We start from the raw sequence: 19,882 nt of genomic DNA, 5'->3' as shown, positions 1-19,882 counted from the left end.
TTGAAATAAATTTAATATTTATAATAAAAAATACATCATTTAGCTAAAAAAGATAAAAAATAAAATGTATATCAACATTAATAAATATATATTATTAAATTAATATATTTGTTTTATAACCCGTTTTTTATGCTTATTGATAATTGCATATATAATTAACTGAAATTATTTAAATAAAAAAGGATACTTCAATTAAGAAATATCCTTTTTATATAATCAAAAAATATATAAATTATTTAACTTTAAAGAAGCTCATAGCATTTACAAGTTCCACTGCCTGATTTAATAAAGCTGTAGATGATGCTGACGCTTCCTCTACTAAAGCAGCATTCTGCTGAGTTACAGTATCCATATCAGCAACCGCTTTATTAACCTGATCAACTCCTGCCTGCTGTTCTACTGCAGTTGAACTTATATCTTGCATTATTCTAGCTGTATTTTCTATTTTTACCTGCAAATCATCAAATATTTCCTGAGACTCTCTAGCAGATTCTGTAGCTTTATTAATTTTATCATAAGCATTATCAACTAAAGTAGTAATATCCTTAACTGATGTTTGAGTTGTTTGAGCTAAGTTTCTAACCTCAGAAGCTACGACAGCAAAACCTTTACCCATATCGCCTGCACGAGCTGCCTCTACTGCTGCATTCAAAGCAAGTATATTCGTTTGAAAAGCAATATCTTCTATTATTTTTGTAATGTCTTTAATCTTTGTACTTGCATCATAAACTTCTTCTATATTTTTGGTAGTTTCTAAAATTATATCTCCGGCATTTTGAATAGACTCTCTGGAATCTATCATCATTTTATTTCCTTCTACTGACTGATTTGTAGATGATTTTATTGTAGAAGCCATCTCTTCCATTGAAGAAGCTGTTTCCTCCAAACTTGCAGCCTGAGATTCTGTACGGCGTGACAAATCTATACTTCCTTTTGAAAGTTCTTCGGCATTCATTCTTATTTCATCTGCGGAAGTTCGTACTTTAATAATGATATCTGAAAGCCTGTCTCTCATATCAAAGAAAGAATTTGCCAATATTCCTAATTCATCTTTACGCTTAATATTTCTATGAACGGATGTTAAATCACCATTGGAAATTTCTTTTGATATTAAAACTAATTCATCTAAAGGTCTAGTGATAGTTTTTATATACATAGCTATTATTATAGTACATAATATTATAAAAAGAGGTCCTATTATAACAGTACGTAATATTGTATATTTTATTTCTTTATATATTTCACTATCTGATTTTGCAAATATAACAGTCCAAGGCATTAAAGACACATTTTTATAAGCAGCTGAACGTTTGCCATCATCTCCTTGATAATTATATGATTCTATTATTCCTTCATCTGTTGTTTTGATTATACTATAAACATCGGGTAAAGTTCCCCCTATACGTTCACTATCTGATGATAATATAACGTTTCCATTTCTATTAGCAACTGTTATACGCCCATTAATATTTAAATTTCCTATAAAGTCTTTATTTACTTTTCCTAAATCCAAGTTTATATAAACCAAACCTACAAAATTACCTTGAGAATTTTTTACTCCTCCGCAAAGCAATAAAGCCTGTCCTCCTGTTGTAGATGATATGCTTGTAGCATTATCAAAAGAAAAATTATAATTATTAGCCTTCATAAACTCAAATAAGTTTTTATGAATTTCTGCTATAGATGCTCCTACAAGTTTAGGATTTGCACTATCAAGTAAAACATTTCCATCCATATCTGCTAATCCTATGTTTATAGCATAAGTATTTACTGAAGCAAAAGCCTTTAATCTATTTAAAGCTTCATTTTGTACTGCAGGATCGTCTATTCTTAATATCCCATTAGCTAATGTACCTGATTGGGCATAAGTTGCTATTGCTAATTTCTGCTCATGAAGCATCATATCTATCATAGATGAATAACCTGAAACTGTAGCAGAAAAACCTTCCAATGCTGCTTTTCTTATAGCTCTTGAGGATGACCAAATAGAAATAGAAGCCAATGTAACTATTGTGATAAAAATAATTGAACTTATTATTACAGGCACTTTAAAAGATAAACTGTGCATTTTTTTCATTGTGAAAAACCTCTATAAAATTATTTTTAATAGAAATGTGAAAATATAGTGTTAATATAACAATTAAATTTTCAAAGTCAAACTAAATTTATAATAAATTTATTATTATTTCTAATAATTTTTAATAATTAAAATCTTTATTTATATTTAATAATAGTATATAATTTATTACTAATAAAATTTTTAAGAGGATTTAATTACTTTATGAGCAAATTTTTAAGTAATAAAGCAAATTCAATAGAACCATATACTCCAGGAGAGCAGCCTAAAGATAAGAAATATGTCAAATTAAATACAAATGAATCTCCATATCCTCCATCACCAAATGTAAAAAAAATAATAACAGAAAGCAGTTTCGATGATTTGAGATTATATCCAGATCCAAGCGTAAGCGATTTAAAAAAAGAAATTGCTGAATTTTATAATATTCATGAAAATAATATATTTATAGGAAATGGTTCTGATGAAATACTCGCTTTTTCTTTTATGGCTTTTTTTAATAAAGGAGATAAAGTATACTATCCTAATATAACATACAGTTTCTACTCCGTATATTCAAGTCTTTTTGATTTAGATGAGATAAAAATACCTTTAAAAGATGATTTTACCATAAACATAGATGATTATAAAAATTTAGACTCAGGAATATTTATAGCAAACCCTAATGCCCCAACAGGTATACTTTTAACTATTTCTCAGATAGAAGATATAGTTAAAAATAATAAAGATAATATAATAATAATTGATGAAGCTTATATAGATTTTGGCGGAGAAAGTGCAGCTAAACTTACAAGTAAATATGATAATTTATTAGTTGTGCAAACTTTTTCAAAATCAAGATGTTTAGCGGGAATGCGTTTGGGTTTTGCAATAGGAAATGAAAATCTTATACAGGGACTTAAAAATATAAAATATTCTTTTAATTCATACACTATAAATCGTCTCTCAATACTAGCAGGAATTGAATCAATAAAAGATAAAAAATATTTTGAAGATACTGTTTCTAAGATTATTAACACAAGAGAAAGAATAAAAAAACAATTAAAAGAGTTGGAATTTGATGTACTTGATTCAAAATCAAATTTCTTATTCATATCATATAAAAAAATGTTTGCCGAAGATATTTATTTAAAATTAAGAGAAAATGGAATATTGGTAAGATATTTTAAATCTAAATTAATAGATAATTATATAAGAGTAAGTATAGGAACCGATGATGAAATGAATACATTTATAAAGATAATAAAAAAGATAATAGGAAAATAAATATTTATTTTTTTAATTCTTCATATTTCTCAAAATCCTTTTCGGCTTCATCATTTTGATTGAGATTTTTTTTAATATTTCCTCTTATAAAATAAGCAAAAGCATCGTCAGGATTTAACTCAAGAATTTTATTGAAATCTTCTATACTCTCATCTTTTTTATCCAATTTAAGTTTAGAAAATCCTCTATGATAATATACTTCAGCATAATTTGAGTCAATCTCTATAGCTTTAGTAAAATCTGATATAGCTTCTTCTCTCATATTCAATGATGACTTAAAAATACCTCTATAAAAATATGCCTTTGCATAATTTGAATCTAATTCTATAGCTTTATCAAAATCAGACATAGTTTCTTCTTTCATCTTTAATATCATCTCGCAAACCCCTCTGTAAAAATAGAATTTTGCATATCCAGGGTCTAATTCTATAGCTTTACTAAAATCTAATATGGCTTCTTCTTTTCTATCAAGTAACAATCTTGAAACCCCCATATATAAATAGATTTTTGCATGATTAGGGTTTAATTTTACAGCTTTGTTAAATGTTTCCAAAGCCTCTTCATATTGTTTACTCTTATAACAATTAATACCATCTTCATAATATTTTTCAAATGAGCTATCATTGTTTGAATAATTTTCCATAAAATTGTCCTAATTCATTTTATTATATCATATATAAGACATTTAAGATATAACATTGCTAATCCATTTGGAAAGTTCATTAGGAGTAATAGCTGCAACCTTAGCACCAATCCTTGCTAATTGCTTCGCTGCATTTTTATCATAAGAAGCATCAGCATTGTAATCTAAAGCAGGCAGAACAAAAAGTTTTGATCTAGCTTCAATTATATCTTTTGCACTTTTATACATATATTTGTAATCATTACTATCATATAAATCACTTATAAGAAGAACAATAGTTTTTTCAGGTATTGTTGTTATCTTTTTGGCATATTCTAAAGCCTTAACTATATCTGTACCTCCGCCCAATTGAACTTTAAATAATACATCTATAGGGTCTTTTACATAATCGCTTAAATCAACTATTGAAGTGTCAAATATAACAAGTTTTATAGATAAATATGGAAGATTAGCAAATATAGATGCCATTATCGATGAATATATGACAGAATCCATCATAGATCCGCTTTCATCTATGAGGATTATTATATGCCAAGGATTATATTTTTTTATATTTTGATTAAAATACAATTTATCTACAAATATAGTTTTATCTTCAATATTGTAGTTTTTCAAATTATTTCTTATAGTCTTTTTAACATCAAGGTTTTTAAATATTTTATTTGAAGTTGTAGAGTTTGGAAGTTTTTTACCATAGAATACTTTTTTAATATCACTTTCAAGCTTTTTTTTCAAATCATCTACAACTTTTCTCACAATATCATAGGCTAATTTTTTTACATTACCATTCATCATATCTTTAAAAGTGAGAATATTTTTTAAAAGCTCCATACTAGGCTCCATCTCTTTTAAAATATTCTCATCAGTAAGCATTTCAGTCATATTATATTTTTCCAATGCCTGATTTTGCATGATTTCAACAGTATTTTTAGGAAATAATTTTTTTACCTTTGCAACCCAAATAGGAACAGTTAATGAACTTTTTTCCTTACCGCCATTGGATTTATCATTATTTTCAAAATCAGCATACCCCGATTCTTCACTATATTCTCTATCATACAAAAAACTCAATGCATTATCCATCTCAAAGTATTTACTGTTAAGCTCTATATTATCTTCAGCGAAACTTCCGAGTATTAAACGCCATCTATTTAAACTTTTATAATCTATATTATTATTATCCATTACTATATAATATAAATAAAATACCAAAAAATCAATATAATTAATAATTTACATATTATAAAATATTTTGTTATATTAATTTGTAGTAGAAAACATTTGAAAAGAGATTTAAACCAATATGCTGTTAAAATTTAGCTTATCAAATTATAGATCATTTTATAATGAAGCATCAATTAATTTTAGAGTACCCGAAACAAATAATAATCCGTATATAAAAAAAATAAATAATGAATATATATCTAAAGTATGTTTTCTATATGGTCATAATGGATGCGGAAAAAGTAATTTGATAAATGCTCTAAAATACATATTCTATGCTAATAATGGATATATATCATCAAGTAATGACAGCATAAACAGATTATTAGATCCTAATATGATTTATGGGAAATATAAAAAAAGCAGATTCTATATAGAATTCTATTCTTATGATGAGTATAGTTTATGTAAATATGAATTAATATTAGATAATGAAAATAAAACAATATATTCAGAAATTTTAATTAAAGATAATGATATAATATTTGAAAGACTTAAATCTAATATAGTAAACGGCATATTCAAATACAGCGACAGCATACCAGATAAAAATACAGTATTAAGCTTTTTTAATGATATTCAAAATAATCATATCAATAACAAAATAGACAAATATAGAGAAGAATCTAACTATTATATATCATTGTTTACAAATCTTTGTTTTCTATTTCCTTTTACAAATGAGGCTGATTTTTCATCATACGCTATAATGCACGCTTTTAACTATTTCAATGAACATAAAGTTTGGGGTACATATAAAAAACTTCTTAATATGGCGGATATTGATGATTTAAATATTGTTGATGCTGAAAATAATAATGATTTTTCATTTGTTTTTGACAATAAAAAATTGCTTTCTAAACATGATACTTACAGCAATGATTTTGATGAAGTAGAATCGGAAGGAAATAAAGTATATGCTATTAATCTTATATATATATTATATTCTATTATGAATGGTACATTATCAATATTGGATGAATTCAATGCAATTCAATCTGAATTATTAAAATTTACTGTAAGTTTATTTAAAAACTATGCATTTGATGATATTGAAAAGGAAACTTCTCAATTAATACTTTCCACACATGACATAACTTTGATGAGTATGGATGATATGCAGCTTCATAATTATTTTTTTATAAATAAAGAAAATAATATGAGTATATTATACAGTACTGATGAGATAAAAAAATATAACAGAGCATTAAATATGAATGATCTTGAATTTGAATATAGAAAAAATAATTTAGGAATAAAACGAAAAAATATAGAAATTCCTAAAAGCATCAAACATAATTAATTAGAATTTATAAATATATAGAGTTCCTGTATTATCATATAATGATTCAGAAAAATTAATTTTAAATGCTGTATTGCAATCCTCAATAGATTTATCAAAATATTTTTTATCGCCTGAATATTTATATTTATTGAAAAAAAGAGCACTTCTATTATTTAGAGCATATATATTATTAAAATCCATTTCTATTAAATCATTATAATCTTTTAAAGCCTTTTGAAATAAATTATCATCACCTTTTATCTTATATTTAACAGAATACAAAGTTGCTCTATTATTTAATAACTCCGAATCTAAATAATTAGAAGACAATATATCATTAAACATCATTAATCCCTTTTCATAATCATCTTCCATTTTTTTTATTTCATATCTTATAGAATATAGAATACCTTTATTATTTTGTATATTATCATTATTGCCGAATAATGATAAGGCATATTCAAAATATTGATCTGCTTTTTTAAATTGCTCTTCCTTATTATCACGGCTATACATTTTTGTATGCAATATGCCAGCACCATTTAAAGCTAAATAATTTCTATCGTCAATTTGAAACATTTTTTCCAATATTTCTAAAGCTTTTTCATCTCTTGAATTTTTTATTTCATTAACAAGATTTTTATACATATCCTCTATTTCAGCTTTTATATTATCAGTATATGAGTTATCTACTACATTATTTATTGACTTAGACTTTTCTTTTGAATCAGAGGCATTATCCTGTTTAATTGCTTTTTGAGTATTGGCAGATGCTGAGCTAAAACTATTATTAGTGAAATTTAGTACTAAAGTTAATATAAACATTAAAACTGCTATGAATAATATGGAATATGTTGTATTTCTTATACTTTTTTTAATTGTGTAATCTATAGAAAATTTAAGAGAATTAAAATGAGGGGTGACTCCCAATCTTACCTGTTCTTTAACTAAATTTGTAAATTCATTTGCTATTGTATAATTATTTAGTTCATCTTTAAAATACAAACTCATCATATCCATATATTTACTTTCTAATCTTAGAGAAAGAGAATTTGTGAAGCTTTCTAATTCACTTTTGATTTTATTAGTTGTACCAATATTATATATATTATATGTTATTGAAAATATAAGCAGAATTATTGGGAATAATATTAATACTATAAAATTCAATTTTCTAAAATTTTTTTCTTCCATATAATCTAAAGTACCTTATTTCTCATAGAAAAAAATATATGTATTACATTTTAACATATTTGTTTTAAATATCAATCAATTTTATATAGTATACGCGTCTGAGAGGACTTGAACCCCCAACCGACGGAACCGAAATCCGCTGCTCTATCCAATTGAGCCACAGACGCATTCAATAATTATACTGCAATAATTATCGGCAATGAATTAAACATAATTTAAAATCGACTGTAAAATCGCAAATACAAAAATATTCTGCTTTTAAAGGCATAACAGCATATATTTTTTATCACAAACCTTAATTAAATAAAAATGAAAATATTAATCTTAATTGAAATCCTGTATTAAAACTAAACCATATAGTAGTATTTATAAAATTATTTTTATTGCTTAACATGTATATTCTAACAGAAGCAATTTTAACTACTCCTAATTTCTTAAATAAAAAAATTACATAAACTTAATTAATATATACTTTAAAAACTCAGTCATTTCAAATGCAAAAACTATAAGATACTGAAAATTAATTGCTATTGTAACTACATATACCAAAATATTTTATACAAAATTTTCAAAACTAAACATATAAATAATTGATATATTATACTAAAGTCAAATACAACTTATATATTTAATTTTTGGTACCAGTTACTATAGTTTATATTTGCATCATTAAATATAGCATTGAAACAGCTTTGAAAAAAATATTTGTAATTTAATTAATAAAATTATTTAAATTATCTAAAGTGTAAAAAAATGTATATTTTTTTATTTAAGAAACTATCTAATTAATATTTAATGTGTTTTAGAATATGGGCGAAAGACGGGACTTGAACCCGCGACATCCAGATCCACAATCTGGCGCTCTAACCAACTGAGCTACATTCGCCATGTATTTTGGAATAAAATCAAAATATATGTGCGCCAGACAGGAATCGAACCTGTAACCTACTGCTTAGAAGGCAGTTGCTCTATCCAATTGAGCTACTAGCGCGTATCGGGATGGTGAGACTCGAACTCACAACCCCCTGCTCCCAAAGCAGGTACGCTAACCAATTGCGCTACATCCCGCAATCGTTTTCAAGTTAAAACAATTATATACTAATTATTTTTTTTGTCAATATCTTTAATTATGATTTTTTTATAAATTAATTTGAGAATATTTTACAATTTATATAGATTAACCAATTTTTTTGTATATAATTGTTAGTATCAATTATATTTGGGGGTTAAATCATGAGAGATAAAGATTATTTAGAATTATTATCCAAAAAATACCCTACAATAGATGATGCTTCCGTAGAAATTATTAATCTTAAAGCTATTTCCAAACTTCCTAAAGGTACTGAATATTTCTTAAGCGATATACATGGAGAATCTGAAGGGTTTGAATATTTGCTAGGAACTTCTTCTGGGGTTATCAAGGATAAAATTGAAACATTATTTAAAAATACAATACCTGAACATGACAGAGTTGAGCTTCAAATATTAATCGTAGATACTAAAAATACTATAAATAATAAAGCTAATATGGAAGATTTTGATGATTGGTGCAGAATCACAATATACAGGCTTATTAGAATATGCAAACTTGTAACAAGCAAATATACTAGATCAAAAATTAGAAAAAAAATGCCTCAAAACTTTGCATATATATTAGATGAATTACTGCAAACTGATGCTGAAGAAAATAAAGAAAATTACTACTTCTCTATTATAAACTCTATTATAGAAATATCAGCTGCAGATAAGTTTATAATAGCTCTTTGTCAGCTTATACGTCAATGCAGTGTAGATAGGCTCCATATAGTGGGAGATATTTATGACAGAGGACCTCATCCTGATAAAGTTATGGAAAGTATTATGACTTTCAATGAGGTTGATATAGCTTGGGGAAATCATGATATACATTGGCTTGGTGCAGCTAAAGGAAGTTTAATATGCGTAGCTAATGCTGTTCGTTTGGCTGTAAGATATAATAATTTCGACTTGCTTGAATATAGTTATGGTATTAATTTAAGATCATTATCATCTTTTGCAAATGATGTTTATAAAGATGATCCTTGCGAAGTATTTAAGCCTAATACATTAGATAAAAACATATATGATGAGGTTGATAAAGATTTAGCTGCTAAAATGCATAAAGCCATATCTATTATACAATTCAAATTAGAATGCCAGCTTATAAAAAGACATCCTAATTATGGAATGGACGAAAGAATACTGCTTGATAAAATAGATTATGATGCAGGCACTATTACAATAGAAGGAAAAACTTACGAACTTAGAGATAAAAATTTCCCTACAATAGATAAGAATAATCCTTTTGAACTTACAGAAGGAGAAAATACATTAATACAAACATTGGCATTTTCATTTATAAACAGCCCTACTCTTCAAAGGCATACTAATTACATATATGCTAAAGGCGGAATATATAGAATATTTAATGGCAATCTTCTTTATCATGGGTGCATACCTACTAGAGAAGATGGATCTTTTGATGATGTTTATATTGATGGTCAGTACTTATCAGGAAAAAGATACATCAAACAAGTAGAAGATAAAGTACGCAAAGCATTCTACTGCGAGGTTGGAAGCGAAGAACAATTAAATGCATTAGATTACTGCTGGTATTTATGGTCAGGTCCTAAATCGCCTCTATTTGGCAAAAACAAAATGACCACATTTGAGAGATATTTTATAGAAGATAAAGAAACTCATAAAGAACTTTATAATCCATACTATTATCATATAGACAGTAAGGAATACTGCCAAAAAATATTGAAAGAATTCGATTTGGATATAGAAACTTCTCATATAGTTAATGGACATGTTCCTGTAAAAACTCATAAAGGAGAAAGTCCTATAAAAGGAGGAGGAATACTTCTTGTTATAGACGGAGGATTATCTAAAGCATACCATAAGAACACAGGAATAGGAGGCTACACTTTAATATCTAATTCTAACAGAATGGTAATAGCAGAACACAGACCTTTTGCTGAAGTTGTAGAATCAGGATTTAAATTACAGCCTAGATCTATAATAGTAGAACGTTTTATAAAAAGAATTACTGTTGGAGAAACAGATACAGGAAAAGAATTATATAAACGTATAAATGATTTGTTAGAACTTCTGGAAGCATACAGAAGCGGTATTGTTAAAGAAAAAATTAATTAATAATAAAAAATTAAAGCTGATATCATAATTTATGATGTCAGCTTTTTATTATAGTCAAACACACGTTAAAAATATTTTAAATATAATGAACTTTTAAGTAATACTATAACTGCATGGCAAACAAAAAATATAAAAAATAAATTTACTATTGATTTTTGAAGTATTTAAAGTTTATAGAGATATAATTATAAAAAATAATTGCTTGACTTTTTCTTAGATACATATATTATTTTTACATACATTAAAAAACATATTTTATAGAAATGAAAAAAATTATTGTTTTTATATTGTTCACTTTTATAATTTTTACCGCCTGTGGTAATTATTCCAATACAAATGACTTAGAAGAAGATGAAATACAAACTAATAACTATTCTAATGAAACACTAAGAGTGGGTATATATACTTATGATTATCCTATACAGAATTCAAGTAATGATAATATTGGCGGATTCGATTACGATTTAATGAATGAAATAGCTGAAGCATCAGATTTTGAAATACAATTTGTTCCTATGCGATTTTCTAAACTTATTCCAGAGCTTCACAAAAATAATATAGATATTATTATAGCAGCTATGGGTATAACAGAAGAAAGAAAAAAACTTGTAACTTTTTCGGATAGCTATTTATCTGCCGGTCAAAGTTTCGTAGTAAATAAACAAAATACAAATATAAAAACAACTAATGATTTAATAGGAAAAACTGTTGGAGTGATAAGAGATACTGTTTCAGATATTATAATATCAAAATCCGAAGATATTTATAATGTAAAAAGATTTGATATAGCAGGCAGTGCTTTGCTTTCTTTAAAAAGAGATAAAATAGATGCTATTATGATTGATAAACTTACTTGCATTAATTATATTCAATATGATAAAGATTTAAAAATAGTTCAAACTATAGAATATCCTGAAATAGGCTATGCTATAGCTGTAAGAAAAGGAGATCATATCTTATTGGATAAAATTAACAGTGGACTTCAAGAAATAATGACTAATGGTGTTTATCAACAATTAACTGATAAGCATTTATAATATTTAAAATTTTACTTACACTTGCCCACCCTTTAGGCTTTATTACAATTTTTTGAATTTTAATATTAATTATCTTTATAGCATTATTAGAATTGTTAACACCCACCCAAGTGTTATTTAAATTTAAACTCTATTTAACGCACGGTAAGCAAAGTTTAATTTATTATTAACATTATAATTCAAAACTATTTTATATTTTAAATTTTACTAACCGTGCGGTATATGTGATTAATTTTTTTACTTAAATTATATATTCTACCCTATTTAGAATTTTATATAATAAATTACCTTTGACAATATAGTATTTTTATTATATCATTTTTGTATTAAAAAATTTTTAACTTAATAAAGAGAATAATACTATATGAATAATAAATACGATGTAATAGTAGTAGGTGCAGGACATGCAGGAATAGAGGCTTCGCTTTCATGTGCCAGACTAGGAATGAAAACTTTAATAATATCTATTAATTTGGATACCATAGGACAAATGTCATGCAATCCTTCCATAGGAGGAGTAGCTAAAGGTACTATTGTAAAAGAGATTGATGCACTTGGCGGTGAGATGGGAATATTAATAGATAAAACTATGATGCAGTTTAGAATGCTTAACAGAAGTAAAGGAAAAGCTGTATGGGCACCAAGAGCTCAAGCAGATAAATATGCATATAAAGATGAAGCTGCTAAAACATTGTATGCACAAAATAATCTATCACTTCATCAGGATATAGTAACAGAAATAATTGTAGAAAATAATGTACTTAAAGGAATCAGAACAGAAAGAGGCAGAGAGTACGAATGCCAAGCAGTTATACTCACAACAGGAACATTTTTAAATGGACTCATTCATATAGGTAAGTATCAAAAACAGGCGGGAAGGATTGGAGAATTACCAGCAATAGGACTATCTGATAGTTTAAGAAGTTTAGGACTTGAGGTTGGAAGATTAAAAACAGGAACACCGGCAAGAGTAGATTATTATTCTATTAACTTTGATATATTAGAGATGCAAAAAGGTGATGATGAAATAACACCATTCTCTTTTTTAGATGAAAAAATTGATATAGTTCAAGAGCCTTGCTATATAACTTATACAGACGCTAATATTCATAAAATAATTCAGGATAATATACATTTATCTCCAATGTACAGCGGAGTTATAACAGGCATAGGACCAAGATACTGCCCAAGCATAGAAGATAAAGTTGTAAGATTTGCAGATAAACCAAGACATCAATTACATTTAGAGAGAGAAAGCTACAGAACTAATGAAGTTTATATAAACGGATTTTCTTCAAGTTTACCGGAAGAAGTACAAATAAAAATGATAAGGGCATTAAAAGGTTTAGAGGAAGTAAAAATATTGAAACCAGCTTATGCGGTAGAATATGATTATGTGAACCCTATAGAATTAAAGCCTACACTTGAAACTAAAAAAATAGAAGGCTTATTTCTAGCAGGACAAATTAACGGAACAAGCGGATACGAAGAAGCTGCATGTCAGGGACTTATGGCTGGAATAAATGCAAGCTTAAAAATAAAAAAAGAATCTCCATTAATATTAAAAAGAAGCGACGGATATATCGGCGTTTTAATCGATGACTTAACAACTAAAGGGACTAAAGAGCCTCATAGAATGTTTACTTCTCAGGCAGAACATAGAATGCTTTTAAGGCAAGATAATGCTGATGAAAGATTGACAGAGTTTTCCTATAATATAGGGCTTGCAAGCAAAGAAAGACTTGATAAGGTAAGAGATAAAAAACAAAAAACTCAAATACTTGTTGAGTTTTTAAATAAACGCACACTCACACAAAAAGAAACAGAAGATTTAGGATTTACAAAAGAGGCTCAGGAATATCGTACTATGAGCTTAGCTTCTATAATAAAGCGTCCGGAATGCGGTATTGATATGTTAAAGCATTTAATAGACGGTGATTACAATCAAAATGTTTTGGAGAATGCAGAAATCGCTATTAAATATGAAGGATATATTGCAAGATATTTAAATGAAATAAGAGATATAGAAAAATACGAAAACATGCTTATACCTGAAGATTTTGACTACTCTACTTTAAAAAGTGTAAAAATTGATGCAGTTAATAAATTGAAACAGTATAAGCCTTATAATATATCACAGGCTTTGAGAATACCGGAAGTTGATAAATCAGTTGTGCATATTCTAATACTTGCCCTTACTAATAAAAAGAAATAACGCACGGTAAACACATTTTTATATATAATTCAAATTATAATTATTAACATCATATATATAAAAAATTAATTCTGCGTGCGGTATATAAGCTTTAAATTTAAAAATTTAGGGTGGGTACTGAAATATCTATTCAAACAGCAAATAAATTTAAAACAAAAATGGCTTATTGAAACAATAAAAAATAATGGGAGGGAAAATCTAAATAAATCAAAACTTAAATTACATATCCCGCATATTAAAATTTTATTCAATACAAATTATTAGATTTAATTTATAAATATGTGCTTTTGCAACTTTTGCCACGGGAAAAGTTGATAAAAAAACTATATTTTTAATGTGTTATACCTCAAATTTAAAAAATCTATGATTGTACAAAAATATCTATTTAAACAGAAAAAAATTTAAAACAAAAATAACTTATTGAAACAATAAAAAATAATGGGAGGGAAAACTTAAATAAACTCAATGATTTAATTACATACCCCGCCCATCAAAATTTTCTGTCATAATAAAAATTATAACTTAATATTCATTTTTAACTCAATAAAAAAAGCACACCCACCCAAGCTGTAATTAAATATAAAAATTATAAAATAACCTTAAATATATATAAAGATACACACTAAATAAAAACAGTGATTTTTGATATAGATAAAATTAGTAAAAATTTATATATTTTGCAGCAAAAAATGATATTTTCATATTGTTTTTTTTTTTTTTTTTTTACAATACTTGTAGTTAATAAAACTTTTTTCAATGCCGGACAAAGCAATCTTGTCCGGTACTATTATTTGATGCTGATACTCAGAAATGAGTAATAGTATAAAAAATATTTAGGAGATAACTTTATGATAGAAAAAGTTAGCAAAAAAGTAAAGTTCCTAGCTGCTGTAATAGGTTCTTTATTAATAACATCAGTTTCAGCATTTGGTATGTACGGTGTAGACGGTGATGACTGGATTGATTTTCTTACACATGGCAATCAATTCAGAGCGAGAATGGATCAATTAGGCTTCGTTTTAGGCAACGGCACAATCAAGGGTACTTTCGGTGTTATGGCTGATAATGGCTGGATGGGTAATATCTTTAGTTATAATCAGGCTAATGCTACTACTGGTGGTAATAGCCCTGTAAATAATGAAGCTAGTTCTTTCAACCCTACAGTATCTGCTGGTATAGCTTATACTTCTGACATGATCGGTGTTGGTGTTGGTTACAACTTCACTTATATAAACAGATTTATACAAGTACATACTCCTACATTAGTTCTTAATGCCTTAAATAACAATTTAAGATTAGCAGTTCCTATACAAGTTGCTGTAAGCGATAAAGGTAATTACAACAATGGTTCAGTTTCTGATGGTGTAAAATATACAGGTGTAGGCTTCAACAATATAGAATTGAGATATTATACAGGCATAGATGCTTTCAATCAAATCAGAGTATATGCTTCTTACAAAAATAATACTTGGGAAAATGTAACAAACTCAAAAGTGGTTTCTGAAGAATTCGGTTTACAGTTAAGATTATACTTCTTAAGAACACAAATAGGAAACGTTACTGTTAATCCTTTTATTAGAATAGATTATAACCAAGCTCTAAAAGGCGAATTATCAAGAAGCTTCATAACAGTAGCAAATTCATATAATAATCTTGATGGTGTAGCTGTAGGAGTTAATCAAAAACAATCAGATATATATGATGTAAGCCCATTCCGCGTATTTGTTAAACCTGTATTATCTTTAGCAGCTTCAAGCGATATAATTTCTTTCTATTTTGAACCTTCATTAGGTTATGCTGTAGCATCTTCTAAACGTAAAGATCAAGGTCAAGAAACAACTCATGCATTAAACTGGGGAGCTTATGCTGAAATGTATGTAACTCCAGTTCAAGACTTAGAATGGTACTTTGAGATGGATGTTAATGGTAATGTTACTGGAAGAGATAATAAATTAGCTAATACTGACTTATCTCCAGTATTATTTGAAACTACTACTGGTATAACTTGGTACTTACCTTCATTAAATTGAAATACCGCTCAATAATTATTAATTAAAAAATAATATGGGTTCATTTACTCTTAAAATTAAATGAACCCTATTATTTTATATAAATAACATTTTAAAAATTGTTATATATTTTTGTTTAAATGCGGTTTATAAAATATAAATTTCAAAACATTAAAAAAGTTAGAAACAGAAATGACTGATAAAAGCAATAAGAAAAATGGGTGGGAAAGTGTAAATAAATTTTTCTTTTAAATTCAATAAGTAAAACCGTACCAGCCCGTGCCTATTAGATTTAAAACCTCTTTAACGCACACCAAACGGTACTTTATTTATTATACAAATTATAACTATTAATTTACTTATATTTTGAATTTGGTTAAACGTGCGGCTTGTGTATACCTCAAATTTAAAAAGTACTGGTATTGGTGCTGAAGTTTCTGTTTAAAAATAAATTTCACTTTAAACTTATTATTTTAATTTTAGTAAATTAGCTAAAGTATGAATTTAATATACAGCTTTGATTTATAAATACATGTTTTTGCAACTTTTGCCATGGGAAAAGTTGATAAAAAACTATATTTTTAATTTTCTTTAATGTGTTGCAAATTTAAAAAATTTGAAACAATAAAAATAATGGAATGGAAAAATATAAATAAACTCGATGACTTAATTACATACCCCGCCCATCAAAATTTTATGCCGTAATAAAAAATTATAACTTCATATTTATTTTTAACTTAATAAAAAAAGCATACCCGCCCTAATGCTTATTAGATTTAAAATCTAATTATCTTCTTCTTCTAGTTGAAGAGCGTCTGAAAGTTGATTTTTTTCTTGTAGAACTTCCTGAGCTTTGTTTGAATAATGTACGTCTTTTAGTTGATGTATTTTATCACCTAAAGTTGTTTTATTAGAAGAGTTTCCAAATCCGCTGAATAAACCGCCTTCTGTACGTCTTCTGGTTGTATATCTATCATCATAGTAATCTCTATTAATTGTTCTTCTGCTGCCGTAATCATCATAATTATACAGGTCTTCTGTTATCCATCAAATTCATAAGCATCATATAAGTAAAAGAAGCTGCTTCCAAATCCGCCGCTATTAGCAACCCTCTGAGCTCTTTCCTGTTCAATCTCTTCTATAAAGTTTGTATATTTCGTAAATGAATTAGTAGGAAATGGAACATTAAATTCATATTTACCCGCATCAAACATCATAGGACCAATCTGCGACATAGAAGTATTAACTATAACATCATCATTATTCAAAAATTGAGTAACTAAAAATATATTCTCAGATTCTCTTCCCGACTTTTTAGCTTCAACAACAACTTTTATATTATTATTTTCTTTATTAGATGATACAATATCAAAATATGACTTATTAGGTCTGTAACATGATATAAAAATAAAACTTAAAAATAATAAAATATAAACCTTTTTCATAATTTTCAAAAACCCCCGTAAAAATTATTATCTTAAAATGTATAGCAAATAAATTTATTTAGTCCAAATTAATATAAGCATTTTTTTATACTTATTTCAAGCTCCATAAAATGCGATGATAATCTTTTTCTTTCACTATTTGCTAATAATTTTTGATATAATATCTCATTAAGCAAATAAACTAAAAAATCTTCTGTGCTTGAATAAACATCGCCTGCACTCTCGGAAGTATAAAATATAATGCTTTTAGAATCTCTTAATTCATTTTCTACAGCATTTCTTATTCTAATTTTTTCATCATCATCTAAATCATATATATGATCTTCTAGCTCCTCTCTATTTTTAATAACTTCAAATTGAAAATCATCTTCATAAAGAGGTCTTAACTCAGTTTATTTTATAAAAAGTAATTAGGATTTTTTATGCTTGAAGATATAAAAAAATATTATGATTTTATAAAAGATAGCTTGTCAATATTATTTATTAAGAGATTAAATATACTTGCTGCATAATATAACTACACAGCAAGTAATTATAACTTATTAAATACTTTCTTTATTTTTATCAGATGAATCGTCTATATAGTCGGAATTAAATTTATCCATATCTGTTTCTTTGCAAATCTTACCAGTAACGGCAGCGGTAACCATACCGTCATTAACATTAAGCATAGTTCTTCCCATATCAATAAGAGGCTCTATTCCAAGAAGCACAGCAACCAATCCCACAGGAAAACCTAAAGCAGAGAGAGTTATTAAAGCTGCATTAGTAGCACCTCCGCCCACTCCGGCAATACCGAAACTTCCTATAGCAATTATAACTATAGCCTTTATTAAAAATGCAGGCTCAATAGGATTTATTCCTAAAGTAGGTGCAATCATAGCTATAACCATAGCAGGATAAATACCTGCACATCCATTCTGTCCTATTGTAACAGCAAGCGAAGCAGATAGATTTGAAACACCTTCAGATATACCCATTTTATCCTTTAATGTAGATACAGTTAATGGCAAAGTTCCTACACTTGTTCTTGAAGAAAATGCAAATATCAAGGTAGCAAATGCTTTTGAATAATATTTTATGGGATTGTAGCCAAATATTATAAGTATAATACTATGAACTATAAGCATTATTAAAATAGCAATATAAGAAGCTATCAAAAATTGTCCTAATTGGGCAAATGCATTCAAATCACTTGAAGCCATAAATTTAGCCATTAAAGCCAATACACCAAAAGGAGTTAATCTCATAACAAAAGCAACTATCTTCATTACAACATCATGTATAGTCTGCATAATTTTTACAAAAAACTCAAAAACATCTGCCTTTTTCTTTCTTAAACCTAAAGCACAAGAACCAACCACAGCAGCAAAAAATACAACCGAAAGTGTAGGAGAATCTCCCATACCTGCTAAAGCAGCAAATGGATTTGTAGGTATAATTTCTAATAATTGCTGAGGAACAGGTCTTGATGAAAACTCTTCTAATCTTCCCTCATAATTAGATGCCCCTTGAGATATATCCCCTACTATAGACTGAAGTTTTGATGCATCTAAACCAAATCCTTTAGCAATTAAAAATCCAACCAATGCTGATATTGCAGTTGTAATCATAAGTACAGCAATAATTATAATAGTCATCTTACCAACATTGCTTTCACCTTTTATATTAAGAAGCGCCATAGTTATAGAAACAAATATTAAAGGCATAACCAGCATCTGCAATAATCTTACATAACCATTTCCAACAACATTATACCAAATTATAGTTTGATTTACTATTTCCATATTATCAGCATAAACTGTTCTAAGTATGAAGCCTAAAACCAAACCTAGAATCAAAGCACCTAATACTCTATAAGTAAAATTAATGTGCTTTTTCTGCATTACGTACAATACTGCAATTAAAGCAATAAGTACAATGATATTAATTACAACATAAAATCCCATATATTATTAACTTCCTTTAAAATATTTTAATGCATTCTAATATAATATAGTTTTGAAAAAATTGATAGTATTATAAATAAAGGCTCTTTAACGCACAGTAAATTAAATTTTCAATATAAGCTGCACTATAATTTTTATTTAAGTATATATTTTTTATATTCATTATCCGTGCGGATGTATACGCCTAAAATTTAAATAAATCTTGGGCGGGCAGCTAAAATGAATGTTTGAAATAAAAAAAGAAAAATAATTCAAAAATTACAGAATAAATTAAAAAGTCTAAAGGGTGGGCAAATGTAAGTAAATTTTAAAACTTAATACACACCTCATTATTTTTTATCGAATAATATAAAAAGTTATC

Annotated in this window: 13 protein-coding genes, 4 tRNA genes and 1 pseudogene; 7 read left to right on the top strand and 11 right to left on the bottom strand. The window is 27.0% G+C overall.

Annotation, left to right across the window (positions count from 1 at the left end; genetic code table 11):
- Positions 1–232 precede the first annotated feature (232 nt).
- A complete protein-coding gene (locus T324_RS0101825; RefSeq protein WP_028328716.1) occupies positions 233–2,077 on the bottom strand; it encodes a methyl-accepting chemotaxis protein in 1,845 nt (614 codons plus the stop codon).
- Between the two features lie 204 nt (positions 2,078–2,281).
- On the opposite strand from T324_RS0101825, the gene hisC reads away from it, so the two are divergent.
- Positions 2,282–3,343, top strand: a complete 1,062-nt coding sequence (gene hisC / locus T324_RS0101820) for a histidinol-phosphate transaminase (protein ID WP_028328715.1) — start codon at positions 2,282–2,284, stop codon at positions 3,341–3,343.
- Between the two features lie 4 nt (positions 3,344–3,347).
- On the opposite strand, the gene T324_RS16465 is transcribed toward hisC, so the two are convergent.
- Together T324_RS16465 and T324_RS0101810 are read right to left on the bottom strand one after the other, a co-directional pair.
- Positions 3,348–3,986, bottom strand: coding sequence for a tetratricopeptide repeat protein (locus T324_RS16465; protein ID WP_051436765.1), 639 nt, complete (start codon positions 3,984–3,986; stop codon positions 3,348–3,350).
- Between the two features lie 42 nt (positions 3,987–4,028).
- A complete protein-coding gene (locus T324_RS0101810; RefSeq protein WP_028328714.1) occupies positions 4,029–5,171 on the bottom strand; it encodes a VWA domain-containing protein in 1,143 nt (380 codons plus the stop codon).
- Positions 5,172–5,289: 118 nt separating this feature from the next.
- Here T324_RS0101810 and T324_RS0101805 point away from each other — a divergent pair, with 118 nt between their 5' ends.
- Positions 5,290–6,513 (top strand): AAA family ATPase, encoded by a 1,224-nt coding sequence (locus T324_RS0101805; protein ID WP_028328713.1) that lies wholly within the window; start codon positions 5,290–5,292, stop codon positions 6,511–6,513.
- On the opposite strand, the gene T324_RS0101800 is transcribed toward T324_RS0101805, so the two are convergent.
- The 5 genes from T324_RS0101800 to T324_RS0101775 form a co-directional block, all read right to left on the bottom strand.
- Complete coding sequence (locus tag T324_RS0101800) at positions 6,514–7,689, bottom strand: tetratricopeptide repeat protein (protein ID WP_028328712.1); 1,176 nt, start codon at positions 7,687–7,689, stop codon at positions 6,514–6,516.
- A gap of 93 nt (positions 7,690–7,782) precedes the next feature.
- Positions 7,783–7,856: transfer RNA gene (locus tag T324_RS0101795), tRNA-Arg, on the bottom strand.
- A gap of 644 nt (positions 7,857–8,500) precedes the next feature.
- A tRNA-His gene (locus T324_RS0101785) sits at positions 8,501–8,576 on the bottom strand.
- Between the two features lie 30 nt (positions 8,577–8,606).
- Positions 8,607–8,680: transfer RNA gene (locus tag T324_RS0101780), tRNA-Arg, on the bottom strand.
- A 3-nt stretch (positions 8,681–8,683) separates the two neighbouring features.
- A tRNA-Pro gene (locus T324_RS0101775) sits at positions 8,684–8,757 on the bottom strand.
- A gap of 165 nt (positions 8,758–8,922) precedes the next feature.
- On the opposite strand from T324_RS0101775, the gene T324_RS0101770 reads away from it, so the two are divergent.
- The 5 genes and pseudogenes from T324_RS0101770 to T324_RS18930 form a co-directional block, all read left to right on the top strand.
- Positions 8,923–10,866, top strand: coding sequence for a fructose-bisphosphatase class III (locus T324_RS0101770; protein ID WP_028328711.1), 1,944 nt, complete (start codon positions 8,923–8,925; stop codon positions 10,864–10,866).
- A 263-nt stretch (positions 10,867–11,129) separates the two neighbouring features.
- The gene (locus T324_RS0101765; protein WP_028328710.1) at positions 11,130–11,903 is read left to right on the top strand and encodes a transporter substrate-binding domain-containing protein; all 774 of its coding nucleotides are present in this window, start codon (positions 11,130–11,132) and stop codon (positions 11,901–11,903) included.
- 364 nt (positions 11,904–12,267) lie between these two features.
- A complete protein-coding gene (gene mnmG / locus T324_RS0101760) occupies positions 12,268–14,118 on the top strand; it encodes a tRNA uridine-5-carboxymethylaminomethyl(34) synthesis enzyme MnmG (protein ID WP_028328709.1) in 1,851 nt (616 codons plus the stop codon).
- 848 nt (positions 14,119–14,966) lie between these two features.
- Positions 14,967–16,148, top strand: coding sequence for a cell surface protein (locus tag T324_RS0101755; RefSeq protein WP_051436764.1), 1,182 nt, complete (start codon positions 14,967–14,969; stop codon positions 16,146–16,148).
- A 292-nt stretch (positions 16,149–16,440) separates the two neighbouring features.
- Positions 16,441–16,497, top strand: a pseudogene (locus tag T324_RS18930) (hypothetical protein); the annotation flags it as partial.
- A 526-nt stretch (positions 16,498–17,023) separates the two neighbouring features.
- Here the strand turns inward: T324_RS18930 and T324_RS18690 are convergent.
- The 3 genes from T324_RS18690 to T324_RS0101740 form a co-directional block, all read right to left on the bottom strand.
- Positions 17,024–17,149, bottom strand: coding sequence for a hypothetical protein (locus T324_RS18690; RefSeq protein WP_281171790.1), 126 nt, complete (start codon positions 17,147–17,149; stop codon positions 17,024–17,026).
- An 18-nt stretch (positions 17,150–17,167) separates the two neighbouring features.
- Positions 17,168–17,572 (bottom strand): hypothetical protein, encoded by a 405-nt coding sequence (locus T324_RS18365; protein ID WP_245580606.1) that lies wholly within the window; start codon positions 17,570–17,572, stop codon positions 17,168–17,170.
- Between the two features lie 542 nt (positions 17,573–18,114).
- On the bottom strand, positions 18,115–19,521 hold the full coding sequence (locus tag T324_RS0101740; RefSeq protein WP_028328707.1) for an L-cystine transporter: 1,407 nt from the start codon (positions 19,519–19,521) through the stop codon (positions 18,115–18,117).
- Positions 19,522–19,882 lie beyond the last annotated feature (361 nt).

This window comes from Brachyspira alvinipulli ATCC 51933 (genome assembly GCF_000518245.1).
GTDB lineage: Bacteria > Spirochaetota > Brachyspiria > Brachyspirales > Brachyspiraceae > Brachyspira > Brachyspira alvinipulli.
Note: the sequence above shows the minus strand (reverse complement) of the source record. Positions and strands in the feature narration are given on the sequence as shown.